This window comes from Delftia sp. 11MD (genome assembly GCF_050907895.1).
GTDB classification, from domain to species: Bacteria; Pseudomonadota; Gammaproteobacteria; order Burkholderiales; family Burkholderiaceae_C; genus Comamonas; species Comamonas tsuruhatensis.
Window position 1 is genome coordinate 1,000,183 of sequence record NZ_CP194333.1, and the last position, 17,083, is coordinate 1,017,265.

General features: G+C 69.5%; 12 protein-coding genes. 5 read left to right on the top strand and 7 right to left on the bottom strand.

The features are described 5' to 3' along the window. The first annotated feature begins 24 nt into the window (after positions 1-24). The gene (locus ACRSCF_RS04535) at positions 25-2,544 is read left to right on the top strand and encodes a heavy metal translocating P-type ATPase (protein WP_244387812.1); all 2,520 of its coding nucleotides are present in this window, start codon (positions 25-27) and stop codon (positions 2,542-2,544) included. Between the two features lie 13 nt (positions 2,545-2,557). Here the strand turns inward: ACRSCF_RS04535 and ACRSCF_RS04540 are convergent, their stop codons facing one another. From ACRSCF_RS04540 to ACRSCF_RS04550, 3 genes are all read right to left on the bottom strand, one after another. Continuing rightward, complete coding sequence (locus ACRSCF_RS04540; protein ID WP_432675193.1) at positions 2,558-3,262, bottom strand: riboflavin synthase subunit alpha; 705 nt, start codon at positions 3,260-3,262, stop codon at positions 2,558-2,560. Between the two features lie 100 nt (positions 3,263-3,362). Next, positions 3,363-4,238 (bottom strand): hypothetical protein, encoded by an 876-nt coding sequence (locus ACRSCF_RS04545; RefSeq protein WP_026062924.1) that lies wholly within the window; start codon positions 4,236-4,238, stop codon positions 3,363-3,365. A gap of 153 nt (positions 4,239-4,391) precedes the next feature. Next, positions 4,392-4,541, bottom strand: a complete 150-nt coding sequence (locus ACRSCF_RS04550; RefSeq protein WP_013800628.1) for a hypothetical protein — start codon at positions 4,539-4,541, stop codon at positions 4,392-4,394. Between the two features lie 196 nt (positions 4,542-4,737). Between ACRSCF_RS04550 and ACRSCF_RS04555 the strand changes: the two genes are divergently transcribed. Genes ACRSCF_RS04555 through ACRSCF_RS04565 form a run of 3 tightly spaced genes read left to right on the top strand, consistent with a single transcriptional unit; the run spans position 4,738 to position 10,200 of the window. Then, a complete protein-coding gene (locus ACRSCF_RS04555; RefSeq protein ID WP_244387813.1) occupies positions 4,738-5,421 on the top strand; it encodes a DUF2760 domain-containing protein in 684 nt (227 codons plus the stop codon). A 2-nt stretch (positions 5,422-5,423) separates the two neighbouring features. After that, complete coding sequence (locus ACRSCF_RS04560; RefSeq protein ID WP_244387814.1) at positions 5,424-7,289, top strand: Hsp70 family protein; 1,866 nt, start codon at positions 5,424-5,426, stop codon at positions 7,287-7,289. Positions 7,290-7,347: 58 nt separating this feature from the next. After that, positions 7,348-10,200, top strand: coding sequence for an Hsp70 family protein (locus ACRSCF_RS04565; RefSeq protein ID WP_244387815.1), 2,853 nt, complete (start codon positions 7,348-7,350; stop codon positions 10,198-10,200). Between the two features lie 81 nt (positions 10,201-10,281). On the opposite strand, the gene ACRSCF_RS04570 is transcribed toward ACRSCF_RS04565, so the two are convergent. Continuing rightward, on the bottom strand, positions 10,282-12,195 hold the full coding sequence (locus tag ACRSCF_RS04570; protein ID WP_047218883.1) for a trypsin-like peptidase domain-containing protein: 1,914 nt from the start codon (positions 12,193-12,195) through the stop codon (positions 10,282-10,284). 203 nt (positions 12,196-12,398) lie between these two features. Here ACRSCF_RS04570 and ACRSCF_RS04575 point away from each other — a divergent pair, with 203 nt between their 5' ends. Beyond that, positions 12,399-13,841, top strand: a complete 1,443-nt coding sequence (locus tag ACRSCF_RS04575; RefSeq protein ID WP_244387816.1) for an NAD-dependent succinate-semialdehyde dehydrogenase — start codon at positions 12,399-12,401, stop codon at positions 13,839-13,841. Positions 13,842-13,885: 44 nt separating this feature from the next. Here ACRSCF_RS04575 and ACRSCF_RS04580 read toward each other — a convergent pair whose 3' ends face one another. The 3 genes from ACRSCF_RS04580 to ACRSCF_RS04590 all read right to left on the bottom strand — a co-directional run bounded on the left by ACRSCF_RS04580 (position 13,886) and on the right by ACRSCF_RS04590 (position 16,942). Continuing rightward, positions 13,886-14,407, bottom strand: coding sequence for a GNAT family N-acetyltransferase (locus ACRSCF_RS04580; protein ID WP_016448755.1), 522 nt, complete (start codon positions 14,405-14,407; stop codon positions 13,886-13,888). Between the two features lie 91 nt (positions 14,408-14,498). Further along, positions 14,499-16,484: an FUSC family protein gene (locus ACRSCF_RS04585; RefSeq protein ID WP_244387817.1), complete on the bottom strand. Its 1,986-nt coding sequence runs from the start codon at positions 16,482-16,484 to the stop codon at positions 14,499-14,501. After that, positions 16,481-16,942 (bottom strand): MarR family winged helix-turn-helix transcriptional regulator, encoded by a 462-nt coding sequence (locus tag ACRSCF_RS04590; RefSeq protein ID WP_016448753.1) that lies wholly within the window; start codon positions 16,940-16,942, stop codon positions 16,481-16,483. Before ACRSCF_RS04590 ends, ACRSCF_RS04585 begins: the two co-directional genes overlap by 4 nt. Positions 16,943-17,083: the final 141 nt, after the last annotated feature.

A 17,083-nucleotide genomic window follows, 5' to 3' on the forward strand; every position in this document is an offset into this window, starting at 1 on the left:
ATGCGAGAACAAAGGAGTCAGGCAATGAATGCATCGACCAAGGCCGGCATGGCCATAGACCTGCCCGTTCAGGGCATGACCTGCGCCTCCTGCGTGGGGCGTGTGGAGCGCGCGCTCAAGAAGCTGCCGGGCGTGCAGGAAGCCGTGGTCAACCTGGCCACCGAAAAGGCCAGCATCCGCTTCGAGGGCGCGGCCGATCTGCCCGCCGCCATTGCAGCCATCGAGAAGGCCGGCTACGAAGTGCCCCAGTCCAGCGTGGAACTGGAAGTGGAGGGCATGACCTGCGCCTCCTGCGTGGGCCGCGTGGAGCGGGCGCTGAAAAAGGTGGAGGGCGTGCAATCGGCCAGCGTGAACCTGGCCACCGAGCGTGCAGTGGTGACGCTGGCTGGCAGTGCAGATGTGGCGGCCCTTGTGGCAGCTGTGCACAAGGCCGGGTACGAAGCGCGTCCGCTGGGCGCCAGCGCGAACCCGGCCAGTGAAGGCGGGGCAGCGCAGTCGCCGGCCGAAGACGGCACGGAGCAGCGCCAGGCGCGCGAGCGGGCCTCGCTCAAGCGCTCGCTGATCGTGGCCGCAGTGTTCGCGCTGCCGGTGTTCGTGCTGGAGATGGGCGGCCACATGGTGCCGGCCTTCCACCATTGGGTGGGGCAGGCCATCGGCACGCAGAACAGCTGGTATCTGCAGTGCCTGCTGTCGGCCATCGTGCTGTTCGGGCCGGGCCTGCGCTTTTTCCAGAAAGGCATTCCCGCGCTGCTGCGCGGCGCGCCCGACATGAATTCGCTGGTGGCCGTGGGCACCTCGGCGGCCTTTGCCTATTCGCTGGTGGCCACCTTCGTGCCGCAGTGGCTGCCGGCCGGCACGGTGAATGTGTATTACGAGGCGGCGGCCGTGATCGTGGCGCTGATCCTGCTGGGCCGCTTCATGGAGGCGCGCGCCAAGGGCAATACCTCGGAGGCCATCCGCCGCCTGGTGCGACTGCAGGCCAAGACGGCGCGCGTGCGCAAGGACGGCGCCGTGCAGGAGGTGGACATCGCCGCCGTGCGTGCGGGCGACACCATCGAGGTGCGGCCCGGAGAGCGCATTCCCGTCGATGGCGAGGTCATCGAGGGCAGCAGCTTCGTCGATGAATCCATGATCAGCGGCGAGCCCGTGCCGGTCGAGAAAACCCCGGGTGCCGAACTGGTCGGCGGCACGGTGAACCAGAACGGCGCGCTGGCCTTTCGCGCCACCAAGGTGGGCGCGGATACGCTGCTGGCGCAGATCATCCGCATGGTCGAGCAGGCCCAGGGCTCCAAGCTGCCCATACAGGCGCTGGTGGACCAGGTCACCATGTGGTTCGTGCCGGCCGTGATGGCCGTGGCCCTGCTGACCTTCGGCGCCTGGCTGGCCTGGGGGCCGTCGCCCGCACTGAGCTTTGCGCTGGTCAATGCCGTGGCCGTGCTCATCATCGCCTGCCCCTGCGCCATGGGCCTGGCCACGCCGACCTCCATCATGGTGGGCACGGGCCGGGCTGCGCAGATGGGCGTGCTGCTGCGCAAGGGCGAGGCGCTGCAGACCCTCAAGGACGCCCGCGTGGTGGCCGTGGACAAGACGGGCACGCTGACGCGCGGCCGCCCGGAGCTGACCGACCTGGTGCTGGCCCCCGGCTTCGAGGGCGAGCGCAGCCGCGTGCTGGCGCTGGTGGCGGCCGTGGAAGACCGCTCCGAGCACCCGATTGCGCGCGCCATCGTGGATGCTGCCAAGGCCGAGGATCTGCCGCTGGGTGCTGTTGATCGCTTTGAATCGGTGACAGGCTTTGGCGTGCGCGCCCAGGTGGACGGCGTGCGCGTGGAGATCGGTGCCGACCGCTTCATGCGCGAGCTGGGCCTGCAGGTGGACACGCTGGCAGACGAGGCCGCGCGCCTGGGCGACGAAGGCAAGACGCCGCTGTATGCCGCGGTGGACGGTCGCCTGGCCGCCATGATCGCCGTGGCCGATCCCATCAAGGACAGCACGCCGGCCGCCATTGCCGCCCTGCACGCCTTGGGCCTGAAGGTGGCCATGATCACAGGCGACAACCGCCGCACGGCCGAGGCCATTGCGCGGCAGCTGGGCATCGACGAGGTGGTGGCCGAGGTGCTGCCCGGCGGCAAGGTCGATGCCGTCAAGCGCCTGAAGGCCGAGCATGGCACGCTGGCCTATGTGGGCGACGGCATCAACGACGCGCCGGCCCTGGCCGAGGCCGATGTGGGCCTGGCCATCGGCACGGGCACGGACATCGCCATCGAGGCGGCCGACGTGGTGCTGATGTCGGGCGACCTGGGCGGCGTGCCCAATGCGATTGCGCTGTCCAAGGCCACCATGGCCAACATCCGCCAGAACCTGTTCTGGGCCTTTGCCTACAACGTGGCCCTGATCCCCGTGGCCGCTGGCCTGCTGTACCCCGTCAACGGCACGCTGCTGTCGCCCGTGTTCGCGGCCGGTGCCATGGCGCTGTCCAGCGTCTTCGTGCTCAGCAACGCGCTGCGCCTGCGGCGCTTCAATCCGCCGCTGGCGGCGGGGCGTTGAACGACGAAGGCAGTCAGCCGGGCAGCTTGGGGACGTCTATGAAGTCGTCCAGGCTCAGGCCTTTTTCCTTGAGCAGGGCTTCTAGCACGGGCTGCAGGCGGCCCAGGCTTTGCTGCACGGTCTCGCGCACCGTGTCCACCACGACCTGGGTGCTGCGGTCGATCTCCACATTGAGCAGGTCGCCCACGCCCTTGGACTCGAACACGGTCATGCGGCGCGTATCGGGGATCAGCCAGACCTCGAACCAGCCGGCCTGGCGGTCCACCTCGGACACCGTGAGGCTGGCGCCGTTGATGGCGATGTAGCCCTTGGCGAACACGTAGTGGCGAAAGCCCTCGGGAATGCCGAAGCGGATGCGGTGGTTGGTGTCGCTGGAGGCTACTTCCAGCACGGGCGAGGTGAAGTCCACGTGGCCCGACAGCGGATGACCGCCGATCTCGGCGCCATCCTTTGCCGCGCGTTCCACATTGACGCGCCCGCCCTCGGCATAGCCGCCCAGCGTGGTGATGTTCAGGCTTTGCAGCATCACATCGAACGTGGCGCGCGTGGGCGAGAGGATCTCCGTCACCGTCAGGCACACGCCGTCGGTGGAGACGCTGGCGCCGATGGCCAGGTCCTGGCAGAAGCCTTCGGGAAAGTCGAGGGTGAAGGTGCGCAGGCCGTTCTGGTCGCGCAGCGCGGCAATGCTTGCCACGGCCTGGATGATGCCGGTGAACACGATGTGGGATTCCTTGGAGCCGCCCGGTCGGCGGCGAAGCGGGTATTTTGCATCGCGGCGCTGCGCTGCGGGGGCGCAGGCCGGCGTGTCCCTGCGGGCATCAGGCCGGTGCCGCGGCCTCTTCCCACCAGCCGCTGAGGAGGGCGGGCGGCCGCTGCGCCGCATGCACCCAGGCACAGGACGGCCAGGCATCCTGCTGCACGTTCATGCCCGCATAGATGCCGTAGCCCGGGCCGGCCGCGATCTCGCCTTCGGCATGCAGGGTCTCGCCCGCGCGGATGCTGCAGGCCGCGCGGATGTCGCCCAGCGCACGCATGCCCCAGTCCACCTCGATGTGGCTGCCGCCTTCCACGTCGGCGCCAGCGTACAGGCCGTGGCCCAGCTCGATCAGGCCGCTGGCGCGGATGCTGCCGCCCGCGCGCAGGCCCTTGCCGCAGCGGATGGCGCCCTGCACCTCGATGTCCTGGCCGGCCTGTGCCCCTCCGCCCAGGCGCAGGTCGGCGCCGCAGCGCAGCTCCCAGCCGGCGCGCACGTCCTCGGCGCGCAGTTCCTCGTGCACGTCCACGCTCCAGGCGGCCTTGACCAGGCCGCCGGCCTGCAGCGGGCCGCTGCAGAAGATGGCGCCGCCGCTGTGCAGGTCCTGGCCGGCCTCGATGCGTCCGGCGTGGATGCCGGCGCCGGCCTGCAGCGTGCGGCCCACGGCCAGCAGGCCGGGCACGCGCAGCTCGCCATGCACGACGACGCTGCCCGAGAACACCAAGGCATCGGCCTCCAGGTGATCGACCTCCAGCACGGCATCGGTGGGGCCGAACTGGTTCATGAGCCAGCGCGCGTCCTCGACGCGGCCATCGCCCACCAGGGCGTCGAGCACGCGCTGGTAGTCGTTGCCGTCATGGCGGTTGCGCACGAACCAGCGAAAGCCCGCCGCGCAAGGGCTTTTGGCGCGCAGAAAGTTTTGGGAGAGTTCCATGTCCATCGTCAGCTCCTGGGTCACAGCGGCTGTGCCATGCGGCGGCGCAGCCTGAAAGGCGTGCAGGCCAGGGCGATGCGGGCGTGGGCCGGCAGCTCCTGGCATGCGTTTGCATGCGGATTCGCTGCGGGGGCCGTGCGGGAAGCTGGGGGGTGGACCTCAGGCTTTCCGCACGGCGGCGGAAAGCAGGGCCGTGAAGCCGCACAGGCTGATGAAGGCCGTGGGCACGCCGTGCACGCGCTGCGGCCGCTGCGCGCGCAAGGCGGTGCAGCGGGTCGGGGCGTGGCGGAAAAGGCGTGTATGGGCCATGGACAGGGGGATGAGCAGCCGCGATTATGCCGCCAGGCCATTTGCGCACGGGGGCATGGGGCCGTGTACAGGACGGGGCTTCGTTGCTTTGGGTAACATCACGGACCCTGCGGGCGCCCGGTGGAGGACCATCGGCGCCCGGTTGCCCTGCTGCGCGGCGATCGGCCCGGCAGGGTCCTCTCGCCAAGAGAAGCCCATGAATTCCAAGACTCCCCCCTCGTTCCTGAGCCGCATCGCCATCGCGATCGGCAGTTTCTTCGCCATCCTCGGCAACGGCCCCCTGGCCGCCGATGTGTCCCGCCTGCGCGACGGGGAGCCGCTGGCCGCCGACGTGCCGCCGCCCGCACCCAAGGAGGTGCGCGTGGAGGTGCCCGTGGACCGGATCGTCGAGGTCCGCGTCGAGGTGCCTGTCGAGAAGGTGATCGAGAAAGTGGTTGAAAAGCGTGTCGAGGTGCCGGTCGAGAAGATCGTCGAAAAGACCGTCGCGGAGCCGGCCGCACCCGCTGGCACCGCCGCCCTGCAGCTGCTGGGCCTGCTGCAGCGCGAGGCGCGCTTCGTGGACTTCGTGCAGGAAGACGTGGCCGGCTACGCCGACGCCGAGATCGGCGCCGCCGCCCGCGTGGTGCACGAAGGCTGCCGCAAGGTGCTGCGCGAGCATTTCAGCATCGCCCCCGTGCGGACGGAGGCCGAAGGCAGCCGCGTCACGCTGGCCGCAGGCTTTGATGCCGCCGCCGTGCGCCTGACGGGCAACGTGGTCGGCCAGGCACCCTTCACGGGCACGCTGGGCCACCGTGGCTGGCGCGTGGACGATGTCCGCCTGCCCCAGCTCACCGATCACAAGGCTGCCGCCATCGTGGCCCAGGCCGAGGTGGAGCTGTGAGCATGGACCAGTCCCTTCAATCCTCCCAGGCGCGCTACAGCATCGGCATCGACCTGGGCACCACGCATTGCGCGCTCTCCTATGTGGACCGCCAGGCCAGCGATGGCGAGAAGGTGGAGCAGGGCGTGCTGGACATTCCCCAGCTCACCGGCCCCTCCAGCGTGGAGGCACGCCCGCTGCTGCCATCCTTCCTCTACCTGCCGCATGAAAGCGAGCTGACTGCGGCCGACATGGCCCTGCCCTGGGGCGCCAGCCAGGACTTCGTGGTGGGCGAGTTCGCGCGATCGCGCGGCGCGGCCACGCCGATACGGCTGGTCTCCAGCGCCAAGAGCTGGCTGTGCCATCCGGGCGTGGACCGCCGCTCGCCCCTGCTGCCGGCCGATGCGCCCGAAGAGGTGCACCGCGTCTCGCCGCTGACCGCCTCCATCCGCTACCTGTCGCACCTGCGCTGGGCCTGGGAACAGGCCCATCCCGAGGCGCCGTTCGATGCCCAGGATGTGACGGTGACCATTCCCGCATCGTTCGACCCGGCCGCGCGCGAGCTGACGGCCGAGGCCTGCCGCGCCGCGGGCTTCCAGAGGCTCACGCTGCTGGAGGAACCCCAGGCTGCGCTGTACAGCTGGATCCAGGCCAGCGGCGGCCAGTGGCGCAAGCAGGTACAAAGCGGCGAGATCATCCTCGTCGTGGACGTGGGCGGCGGCACCACCGACCTGTCGCTGATCGCCGTGCTGGAAAAGGACGGCGGCCTGGAGCTGCAGCGCGTGGCCGTGGGCGAGCACATCCTGCTGGGCGGCGACAACATGGACCTGGCCCTGGCCTACGGCGTGGCCCGCAAGCTGGCCCAGGAGGGCAAGCAGCTCGACGCCTGGCAGACCCGCGCCCTGGCCCATGGCTGCCGCCAGGCCAAGGAGCAACTGCTGGCCGACGCCTCGCTGCAGTCCGTGCCCGTGGTCGTGCCCAGCCGGGGCAGCAAGCTCATCGGCGGCAGCATCCGCACCGAGGTCACGCGTGACGAGGTGCTGCAGATGCTGGTGGAAGGCTTCTTCCCGCGAGCAGCCGTCTCCGACAAGCCCCAGACCCGCGCGCGCGCCGCGCTGACCCAGCTGGGCCTGCCGTATGCGCAGGACGCGGCCGTCACGCGCCACCTGGCGGCCTTCCTCTCACGCCAGGCCGGCGCCACCGAGCAGATCGAAGGCCTCCAGGGCACGCAGCCCGAGGGCGCGTCCTTCCTGCATCCCTCGGCCATCCTGTTCAACGGCGGCGTGCTCAAGGCGCCGCAGATCGAGCAGCGCATCCTGGAAGTCGTCAACGGCTGGCTGGCCGGCGAAGGCGCGCAACCCGCGCGCCTGCTGGACGGCGCCAACCTCGACCTGGCCGTGGCGCGCGGCGCCGCCTACTTCGGCCATGTGGCGGCTGCGGGCCGTGGCGTGCGCATCCGTGGCGGCACGGCGCAGAGCTATTACGTGGGCGTGGAAAGCAACATGCCCGCCATCCCCGGCATGGAGCCGCCCATCTCGGCCCTGTGCCTGGCGCCCTTCGGCATGGAAGAGGGCACCGAGGTGGCGCTGGACACCCAGGAATTCGGCCTGGTCGTGGGCGAGCCCGTGCGCCTGCGCTTCTTCGGTTCCTCCGTGCGCCGCGCCGACCAGGTCGGCACCGTGCTGGACTTCTGGGGACCCGAGGAACTGGTCGAGCTGCAGGAAATCGAGGCCCATCTGCCCGCCGAAGGCCGTGCGCCCGGCGAGATCGTGCCCGTCACCCTGCATGCGCGCGTGACCGACATCGGCACGCTGGAACTCAACGCCGTGCCCGTGGGTGGTGACGAACGCTGGAAGGTGGAGTTCGACGTGCGGGCCGATGTAGCGTAGCCCGCCCCGGCGGCAGGCCCGGTCCGGGCCGCGCACCGTGCCCTGTATGACTGCCGATATGCCTGATACTGCCGCCCCCGCCTCCGCCACCCCCTTCGCTCCCGACGCCGCCCACATCGTGGGCATCGACCTGGGCACCAGCCACACCGTGGTGGCGCATGTGCCCGTGGGCGGCACGGCGGCCGACATCGCCTTGCTGCCCGTGGCGCAGCGTGTCTCGGCTGGCGAGGTCGCTGCCCAGGTGCTGCTGCCTTCTGCGCGCTACCAGGCGGCGCCCGGCGAACTGGGCGATGCCTGGCAGCAGCCCTGGGCGGCACTGGGCGCCGATGCGCAAGCGCCCGCCGTCAACGGCCGCTGGGCGCGTGATCTGGGCGCGGCCGTGCCGTCGCGCCTGGTGGCCAGTGCCAAGAGCTGGCTGTCGCACGCGGGCGTGGACCGCACGGCGGCCATCCTGCCCTGGGGCGCGCCCGAAGAGGTGGCCCGGCTGTCGCCGCTGCAGGCCTCGGCCAGTTACCTGGACCATGTCCGGCAGGCCTGGGACCGCACGCACCCCGGCGCGCCGCTGAGGGACCAGCTGGTCGTGCTGACCGTGCCGGCCTCATTCGACGAAGGCGCGCGCGCACTGACGCTGGAGGCCGCGCGGCTGGCCGGTCTGCCTGCGGTGCAATTGCTGGAAGAACCCAAGGCCGCCTTCCACGACTGGCTGGTGCTGCAGGGCGAACGCCTGGCGGCCGAGCTGGCGCACTGCCGCCTGGTGCTGGTGGTGGATGTGGGCGGCGGCACCACCGACCTGACCCTGATCCGCGTGCAGCCCGCTGAAGCTGGAGGCCTGCCCGTGCTGACACGCACGGCCGTGGGCGAGCACCTGATGCTGGGCGGCGACAACATGGACCTGGCGCTGGCCCATCGGCTGGAGCCGCAGTTCGCCCCGCCCGGCGAGCGTCTGCCCGCCGCACGCTTCGCCCAACTGGTGCAGCGCTGCCGCATGGCCAAGGAACAGTTGCTGGCCGACGATGCGCCCGAGTCCGTGGCCGTGACCCTGCTGGGCGGCGGATCGAAGCTGCTGGCGCAGACGCGCACGGCCACGCTGCGCCGCGACGAGGCGCGCGAGGCCGTGGTCGAAGGCTTCATGCCGCTGGCCGGCCTGCAGGATCTGCCCACCCGGCGCCAGGGCGCTTTGCGCGGCCTGGGGCTGCCCTATCCTGCCGATGCGGCGATCACACGGCACCTGGCGCAGTTTCTCGCGCAGCACGCGGCTGGGGAGTTGCCCGATGCGGTCCTGCTCAATGGCGGCGTCTTCCACGCCCATGCGCTGGCCCAGCGGCTGGTGGCGCAGCTGCAGGCCTGGCGCGGCCAGCCGCTGCGCCTGCTGCACAACCCGCATCCCGACTGGGCCGTTGCACGCGGCGCAGCGGCGCATGGCCTGGCCATGCATGTCCAGAGCCGTCCGTCTGAGGATCTGCCGGAATCGGAAGATGCCCGGACTGTGCCCGCCCCGGTACCGCGCATCGGCGGTGGCTCGCCGCGCAGCTACTGGCTGGTCCTGCCCGAGAAGGCGGGTGCCGCACCACAGGGCATCTGCCTGCTGCCGCGCGGCACGGAGGAGGGCGTGCGCATCGTGCTCTCCGGCCGGCGCTTTGCGTTGCGCCTGGGCCAGGCCGTGCGCTTTTCGCTGGTGGCCAACAGCCTGGCGGCGGCGCCTGCGCAGGCCGGCCGTATCGCGGCGCTCGACGGCGAGGGCTGGGTCGAGCTGCCCGCACTGTCCACCGTGCTGCCCGCGCCCGAAGGCCGGGACAAGGCCCAGGTCGAAGTGCAACTGCAGGCCTGCATGACCGAGGTCGGCACGCTGGAGGTGCGCTGCGTGGCCGCCGACGATGCGCAGCGCCAGTGGCTGCTGCCGTTCAGCGTGCGTGGTGCGCTGGCCGCAGATGCGCAGGACACCGGCGATCGTTCTGCCCGGCAGGGCCGGCTGGCGGACGCCGTGGCCCTGATCGAGCGCATCTTCGGCAGCCAGGCCCAGGAGGTGACGGCCAAGGAGGTCCGCCAGCTGCGCCAGTCGCTGGAGCGACGGCTGGGCCCGCGCGAGGACTGGGACCTGCCGCTGCTGCGCGCACTGTTCGACGCCTTGCTGGCCCGCGCCAGGCGCCGCCGCCGCACGGCCGAGCACGAGCGCGTCTGGCTGAACCTGGCAGGCTGGTGCCTGCGCCCCGGCGTGGGCGCCGAGCTGGACGGCTGGCGCATGCAGCAGGTCTGGCAACTGCATGGCCAGGGCCTGGGCCATGGCGGCGAGGCGGCCAACCGCACCGAATGGTGGGTCTTCTGGCGCCGCGTGGCCGCGGGCCTGGACGAGGCCCGGCAGATGGAGCTGCTGGAAGAGGTTGCCGGCCACATGCAAAAGGCCGTGCAGCAGTCCACGCAGCGCAGCCAGGGCAAGTCCGCCCATGGCAGCTACGACGACATGCTGCGCCTGTTCGCCGCCATGGAGGCCGTGCCCTGGCAGTACCGCCAGGAAATGGGCCAGTGGATGCTGCAGCGGCTGAAGCACCCTGGTGAATCCGTGCAGACCTGGTGGGCCATAGGCCGGCTGGCCGCGCGCATGCCGCTGGCGGCCAACGCCCACCGCGTCATGCCGCCCGAGGCTGCGCAGGAGTTCCTGGACGCCACCCTGGCCCAGGACTGGCGCCGCAATGAGACCGCCATGTTCGCTGCCGTGCAGATGGCCCGCATGACGGGCGACCGTGCGCTGGACCTGTCCGATGCCCAGCGCGCCCTGGTGCTGGAGCGGTTGCGCGGCGCCGGTGCACCGCAGCGCTGGATCGACCTGGTGGAACAGGTCCAGCAGATGGACGCCCAGGATGCGAAGCGCAGCTTTGGGGATAGCCTGCCCCCGGGGCTGGTGCTGGTGGGGTGAGGGCTGTTGCTCCAAGAAGAAGGCCCCGCAGTGCGGGGCCTTCTTCTTGGGGAGGCACTGCAGCAGGTGCAGTGCGCGTGCTTACTGGGTTTTCCAGACGTAGTAGCCCACACCCTCATATTTGAAGAAGGGATACTTGGTGATCACCTGATCCCGCTCTGCAATGTTGATGGTGTAGAAGTGCGCACCAGTCTGCTCGTTGAAGAAGCGGAATATGGGAACTGTTCCATTGACTGCAGTTGTGGCGGCATACCAGGCGATGCCTTCATCGATGAAGCCGGGATAGTAGATCTTCACCTGGTTGCGCTCGAAGGCGTCGATGGTGAAGAAATGCGCGCTTGTATTTCTATTGAAGAAGCGGAATACGGGATCCAGCCCTTGTTGCATTTGGGTGGATGCATAGAAGGCCACGTTTTCATACTGGAAGGCCGGATAGGTTGCAATCACCTGATCGCGCTCTTGTGCATTGGCTGTATAGAAATGCGCACCGGTGACCCGATTGAAGAAGCGATAGACGGGGGTACGTGTCTGGGAGGTGCCGGTAATCGGGTCTGCTGCAAGCCATTTCTGAACATTGGGAAACAGCAGATCGAAGCGTCCATAGATGGACATGCCGCCAGAGGCAGGGCAAGTCTGGTCGTCGCCGCCATAGAGGACCCCGGCCAAACGTCCTTCCACGAACATGCCCGAGCCGCTGCTGCCTCCTTGCGTCAGCCCTTGATCCCAGTTCACCAGGTTGAAGCCACCGCTGACATTGGCGCATTTCATCATCCCTTCGCTGGAAGGCTCGCATGAGACTGATCTGGAGACTGTGCCGAAACTGATTTTCTGCAGATCGCCTCGGGGATGGTGGATGCCCACCATGCTGGTGCCACCAGCCACTGTCTGGCTGGTCCAGCCTGCAAACACCGCACCGGCTGGGGGCGCATCGTTGAGGCGCAGCAGTGTGGAATCGTAGTCCGCCGTCGCATAGAGCAAGGTGGCACCGTTTCGCAGCACCCTGTTTGCGGATGACAACGTGCGACTGTTGCAGGAGGGCGTGCGATAGAACCAGGAGGTTTCCAGGGTGGAAGCCACTGTCTGGCTGCTGATGCAATGGTTGGCCGTAATGAAGTAAGGCGTGCCGGAAGCGGCCTTGTCATTGAGCAGCGTACCCGTGCACAAATAGCCCGCACCGTTCTTCACATAGAGCATGCGTGCTACGGCATTGCGTTGTGTGCTGTAGTTGTCGTAGCAGGTGGAGTCCAGATTGCAGGACAGGGACTCGTTGAGCTGGGCCGAGAACTGCATTTCGCTTTCCAGCGGAAGCGAAAGGTTCTCGTGGATATGCATCACGCGCGGGATGGCGATGCGCAGCGCGTCGGCGGGAATGCCGGGTGGCAGTTCGATCTCCAGCGTCACCTCGTCACCGCCGGTGTCCGGCGTCCACCAGGTGCGACCATCGGTGGTTTTGTCTCCCGCCTCCAGATTGGCCTGCAGACCCTGCAGCACGCGCTGGCCGGCGATCTCGTAGGCGCCCGCACGATGGTCACGCGCATAGACGCGCAGCAGCGCACTGCCTGGCAGTTGCTGCATCTCGACGCCCATGCGGATGCCGTAGGCGCCTTCCGAACGCAGGCTGACAGCGGCCACCAGGCCGCCCGAGGCCGTGGAGTGCCATTGCAACTGCGAGGCCAGCGCGTCGGTCGTGGCCGTCTGTGTGCTCAGTCGCTGCGCGCCCACCTGCATGGCGCCGTCCTGCGGGGCCGATGCGGCGTGGTACTCCTTCCATGCGCCCAGTTCCACGCGCAGTGGTGTGACCTCGGAAGGGGCGGCCAAGCTGCGAGATGCCAGAAATTCCCGAGGGGAGTTCAGAGGCTGGACATGGTGGTCCACGCTCATGGCGGGGTAGGCAGATTCCTGCCCCCAGGCCAGCCCCAGGCTGCCGGCCAGGGCGAGCGCCAGCGCGACGCTGCGCAAGCCCCTGCGCGCAGTGGTGTCGAAAAGATCGGTCATGAGCTCCCTCTCAACGGATTGGTGGATATTGCGAAACCCGGGCATTTTAGGTGTTGTGTGCGTGACAGCCCGGTGACGGCAGGGCCGTCCGGCGCTTCCTAGAATGGTCGCTGCGCTGCAGCGGCAGCCGGGAGCGGACACTGCGAGCGCCGTGCCTGCCCCACACATCTGCCCCCTGTCATCTACCAAGGATCTGATCCAGCATGAGCCACTCCTACTCCGACACCCAACTCCTGATCGACGGCCAATGGCAGGACGCCGCCGGCGGCAGGAAGATTCCCGTGCGCAACCCGGCCAGCGGCGAGGTCATCGGCCATGTGGCCCATGCCGACGTGGCCGACCTGGACCGTGCGCTGGCCGCCGCTCAGCGCGGCTTCGAGACCTGGCGCAAGGTCTCCGCCCATGAGCGCGGAGCCGCCATGCGCCGTGCCGCCGCCCTGCTCAAGGAGCGCGCCGACGAGATCGCCGCGCTCCTGACGCAGGAGCAGGGCAAGCCCGTGGCCGAGGCCAAGGGCGAAATCCTGGCCGGCGTGGGCATCATCGAATGGTTCGCCGACGAGGCGCTGCGCGTGTACGGCCGCATCGTGCCCTCGCGCCGCCCCGAGGTGCAGCAGCTGGTGATCAAGGAGCCCGTGGGCCCCGTGGCCGCCTTCACGCCCTGGAACTTCCCCGTCAACCAGATCGTGCGCAAGATCGGCGCGGCGCTGGCCACGGGCTGCTCCTTCCTGTGCAAGGCGCCCGAGGAAACGCCGGCTGCGCCTGCCGCCCTGTTCAAGTGCTTTGTCGATGCCGGCGTGCCGGCCGGGGTGGTGGGCCTGGTGTTCGGCGATCCGGCCCAGATTTCCTCCTACCTGATCGCCCATCCCGTGATCCGCAAGGTCACGTTCACGGGTTCCACGCCCGTGGGCAAGCAGCTGGCGGCGCTGGCCGGCCAGCACATGAAGCGCTCGACCATGGAGCTGGGCGGCCACGCGCCGGTCATCGTGGCCGAGGATGCCGACGTGGCGCTGGCCGTCAAGGCGGCGGGGGCGGCCAAGTTCCGCAATGCAGGCCAGGTCTGCATCTCGCCCACGCGCTTTCTGGTGCACAACAGCGTGCGCGAGGAATTCACACGCGCCATGGTAGCGCATGCCGAAGGCCTCAAGGTCGGCGATGGCCTGGTGCAGGGCACGCAGATGGGCCCGCTGGCCAATCCGCGCCGCGTCACCGCACTGGCCCATTTCATCGAGGACGCGCAAAAGCAGGGCGCCAAGCTGCTCACGGGCGGCGGCTCCCTGGGCGACAAGGGCAACTACTTTGCACCCACGGTGCTGGGCGATGTGCCGCTGAGCGCCGAGATCTTCAACCAGGAGCCTTTCGGCCCCGTGGCTGCCATCCGCGGCTTCGACGATCTGGGCGATGCCATCGCCGAGGCCAACCGCCTGTCCTATGGCCTGGCCGCCTATGCGTTCACGCGCTCCATCAAGACCGCTCACCAGCTGGCGCAGCAGGTCGAGGCCGGCATGCTGTGGATCAACCAGCCGGCCGTGGCCTCGGCCGAGATGCCGTTCGGCGGCATCAAGGACTCGGGCTACGGCTCCGAAGGCGGCCCCGAGGCGCTGGAGGCCTACCTGGTCTCCAAGGCCGTGTCCATTGCCGCCGTGTGATCATGGCCGGCTGAAAGATGAACGGCCCCTGAGGGGGCCGTTTTTCATGGGTGCGGCTTGCGCGCGGGAATGCGGTAGATGACGGCCGCGTACTTGGGCCGCTGCTGCTGCTCCACGACGACCCCGCCCAATCCTTCGGCGATGCGCCGGCTGGCCGTGTTGGCCTCGGCCACCGGGTAGCTGAAGGACTTCGGGGCGAAGGTTTCCGCGGCCCAGGCGGCCAGGGCGGCAACGGCCTCGCGGCCATGGCCCTGGCCATGCGCGTCCTCGCGTATCCAGATGCCGAGTTCGGGCTCGGCATCGCGCGCGCGGTGCAGGCCCAGCAGGCCGGTGAATCGGCCTGACGCGCGCTCGCGCAGCGTGAAGTTGAAGTCCGTGCCGGCTGCGATCTCCCGCAGCCATCCGCGCCAGACCGCCTCGAAATCGGCAGGCGCCGATGGCGGCTCGAACGACAGGTAGCGCGTCAACGTGGGCGTGATGCAGGCAAAGGCCTCATCGGCATCGGCGGCAGTGAAGGGGCGCAGCGCCAGGCGCTGTGAGGTGATGGTGGTGTCGCTCCACGTCATGGATGCTTTCCTCGCAACAGGGGGACAGGGAGCGTGGGGCGCTGCCGGCCTGGGCTGGCCTTAGCCGTTCATTCTGGCATGGGTCCGTGCTTCAGCCGGCGTTGCGGAAGAAGGCTTCGTGCTGCGCGATCTCGTGCGCGGCATGGCGCAGCTGGCGGGCCTGGTCGGGGTGGCGTTCGGCCACGCGCTGCGCCAGCGCGCGCAAAAGCGGCGGGCACTGGCCGGGCGCCTGTTGCAGCCGCTGCAGGCGCAGCAGCGCGGCGCGCACGGCGCGGGCGGTGCCGTCGCCCAGGGCCGCTTCCCCGGACAGCTGATGCAGCGCCTGGATGGCGCGGCCCACATGCAGGGCGGCCAGGCCGCACTCCGCTGCCTGCGCACCCAGCTGCCCTCCGGCCTGCTCCGACATGCGCACCAGGCGTAGCAGCCGGTGGTACAGGCGGGCGCGCCAGATGCGGCCATCGCGCGCATGGCCCGGCGTGGCGGCCATGTCCTGCAGCTCGTGGACCATCATGGAGCGCAGGCTTTGCAGCCGGCCCTGCAGCGTGACCGGCAGGATGAAGCGGTAGGCCGCCCAGCCGGCCAGCGGCCCGGACACCACGGCCAGCCCCAGGGCCAGCGCATGGCCGAAGCTGGCCGTCTGCGGGTAGTGGGGCTGCAGCAGGAGCAGCAGCACCATGTTGCAGTCATAGCCCGAGAGCGCGGTGCGCTGGTGCGAGAACAGCAGCGCGCCCACGTAGACAAAGGGCAGCATCAGCCACACCAGGCCCGCCTGGCTGCCGGCGAACGGCCAGACCAGACACTGGCAGGCCAGGGCCACCAGCACGCCCATGGCCTGGCCCAGGGTCACATGGCGCATGGTGGCCGACGGGTTCTCGAAGCCCGAGAACACGGTCAGCATGATGGACATGCCCAGCAGCATGTAGGCACCGCCGCTCCAGCCCGTCACCACCCACAGCAGGCCCACGATGGCGATGGCCGCGCTGGCACGCAGCATGGCGCGGCGCGCGCCCAGCCAGTCGCTGTGCAGCACCACCGGCCATTGGCGGGCGCGGTGGCCGGGCGGCAGGGCCACGTCATGGGTGGCGGCCAGGTGGGCCTGCAGTGCAAAGCCCATCGGGGCCAGCATGTCGGCTGCGCCGGGCCAGGCCACGGCGGCCTCGCGTGCGCGCACCAGGGCCGCCGCGGCCTCGTGCAACTGCACGCGCGTCTCCAGCGCCAGGGCGGCTTCACGCAGTGCCTGCGCGGCGGCCAGGGCCTGCGCCTCGCCAAAGGCCGCAGGCGGCTCCTGTGATGGTGCATCGCGCAGCCACAGCAGGGCCGAGATCTGGGCATTCATGAGCCGGCGCAGCGCGTGCACGGCCTCGCGCGAGCGCTGCGAACCGGCGGCGTGCGGGTCCAGCCCTTCCTCGATCACCGCCATGGCCAGCAGGCGGGCGGCGATCTCCTGCGAGCCCAGGGACGAACGGCCGCGCGCCTGCAGGCTGTCGGCCAGATCGCGCAACAGCCGGGCAAACAGCTGGCGTACCTCGGCATTGCCGGGAATGCCGCTGCCCTTGGGCGTGAACAGCCAGCCCACGAGCAAGGCTGCGAACACGCCGGTCAGCGCGGTGAACAGCCGGTCCCAGCCCAGGGCGAAGACCTGCTCGGGATGGGCGAAGTCCAGCAGCGCCACCATGGCTGCCGAATAGCCGGCCAGCATGGTGCCGTAGGCCACGAAGCTGCGCTGCAGATTGCCCACGCCCGCACACAGGCCCAGCCAGACGGCCAGGCCCAGCACCAGCCACAGCAGATTGCCCTGGGCCAGCAGCACCAGGCCCACGCCCACGGCCGTGCCGGCCACGGTGCCTGCGACCCGGAAAAAGCTTTTTTCGAGTAGTTGCCCGCGCAGCGGCTGGGATGCGGCCCAGGTGGCCATGGCGGCCCACTGCGGATGCTCCAGCCCCAGCTGCCAGGCGGCCAGCAAGGCCAGGCAGGCGGCGAAGGCCGTGCGCAGGTGCTGGCGCAGGCGCACGGGGTCGAAACCCCAGCGGGCCGAGGCCTGCAGCAGGCGGCCATAGGCATCGTGGAGGGCGCTCATGGCGCGCCTTCCGTGCGCAGCGCGCCCATGCGCGCCTGGATCTTGGCCATGCCGGCCAGCATGGCCTCGACCTCGGCATCGTCCAGGTCCTGCAGCATGGCCAGCTCGGCCTGCAGCATGGTGGCGCGCACGCGGTCCACGGCGCCGTTGCCTTCATCGGTCAGGAAGATGCGCTTGCTGCGCCGGTCACCGGGGTCGGCGCGGCGCTCCACCCATCCATGGCCTTCCAGAATATCGAGCAGGCGCACCAGGCTGGAGCCATCCAGCCCCACGCGCTCGGCCAGTTCCTTTTGCGTGACGCCATCGCCCCAGGCGCGCAGGTGGATCAGCGGCGCCCAGGTGGCGTCGGTCAGGCCGTCGGCCAGCAGTTGTTCCTCGACCTGGCGGCGCCACTGGCGTACCAGGGTGACCATGAGAAAGCCGAGACGGGCGCGGGGAGGGGCAGAGGCAAAGGACATACCTCGATTATCTTTGTAGTTCAATTAATTTGCATTGCAAATTAATTGAACCTGCATTTGATTTAAGGGTATTCCCTTGTTCTGGAAGGCAGGCCGTCCATGAAAAAGGCCCTGCGAGACGATGCCTCGCAGGGCCGGTCG

Excerpts from the sequence above, each read along its gene's own strand:
- ACRSCF_RS04565 (WP_244387815.1), top strand. The coding sequence starts at position 7,348 with ATGCCTGATACTGCCGCCCCCGCCTCCGCCACCCCCTTCGCTCCCGAC.
- ACRSCF_RS04585 (WP_244387817.1), bottom strand. The coding sequence starts at position 16,484 with ATGAGCGCCCTCCACGATGCCTATGGCCGCCTGCTGCAGGCCTCGGCC.
- ACRSCF_RS04545 (WP_026062924.1), bottom strand. The coding sequence starts at position 4,238 with ATGGACATGGAACTCTCCCAAAACTTTCTGCGCGCCAAAAGCCCTTGC.
- ACRSCF_RS04590 (WP_016448753.1), bottom strand. The coding sequence starts at position 16,942 with ATGTCCTTTGCCTCTGCCCCTCCCCGCGCCCGTCTCGGCTTTCTCATG.
- ACRSCF_RS04575 (WP_244387816.1), top strand. The coding sequence starts at position 12,399 with ATGAGCCACTCCTACTCCGACACCCAACTCCTGATCGACGGCCAATGG.
- ACRSCF_RS04580 (WP_016448755.1), bottom strand. The coding sequence starts at position 14,407 with ATGACGTGGAGCGACACCACCATCACCTCACAGCGCCTGGCGCTGCGC.
- ACRSCF_RS04560 (WP_244387814.1), top strand. The coding sequence starts at position 5,424 with ATGGACCAGTCCCTTCAATCCTCCCAGGCGCGCTACAGCATCGGCATC.
- ACRSCF_RS04550 (WP_013800628.1), bottom strand. The coding sequence starts at position 4,541 with ATGGCCCATACACGCCTTTTCCGCCACGCCCCGACCCGCTGCACCGCC.
- ACRSCF_RS04555 (WP_244387813.1), top strand. The coding sequence starts at position 4,738 with ATGAATTCCAAGACTCCCCCCTCGTTCCTGAGCCGCATCGCCATCGCG.
- ACRSCF_RS04535 (WP_244387812.1), top strand. The coding sequence starts at position 25 with ATGAATGCATCGACCAAGGCCGGCATGGCCATAGACCTGCCCGTTCAG.
- ACRSCF_RS04570 (WP_047218883.1), bottom strand. The coding sequence starts at position 12,195 with ATGACCGATCTTTTCGACACCACTGCGCGCAGGGGCTTGCGCAGCGTC.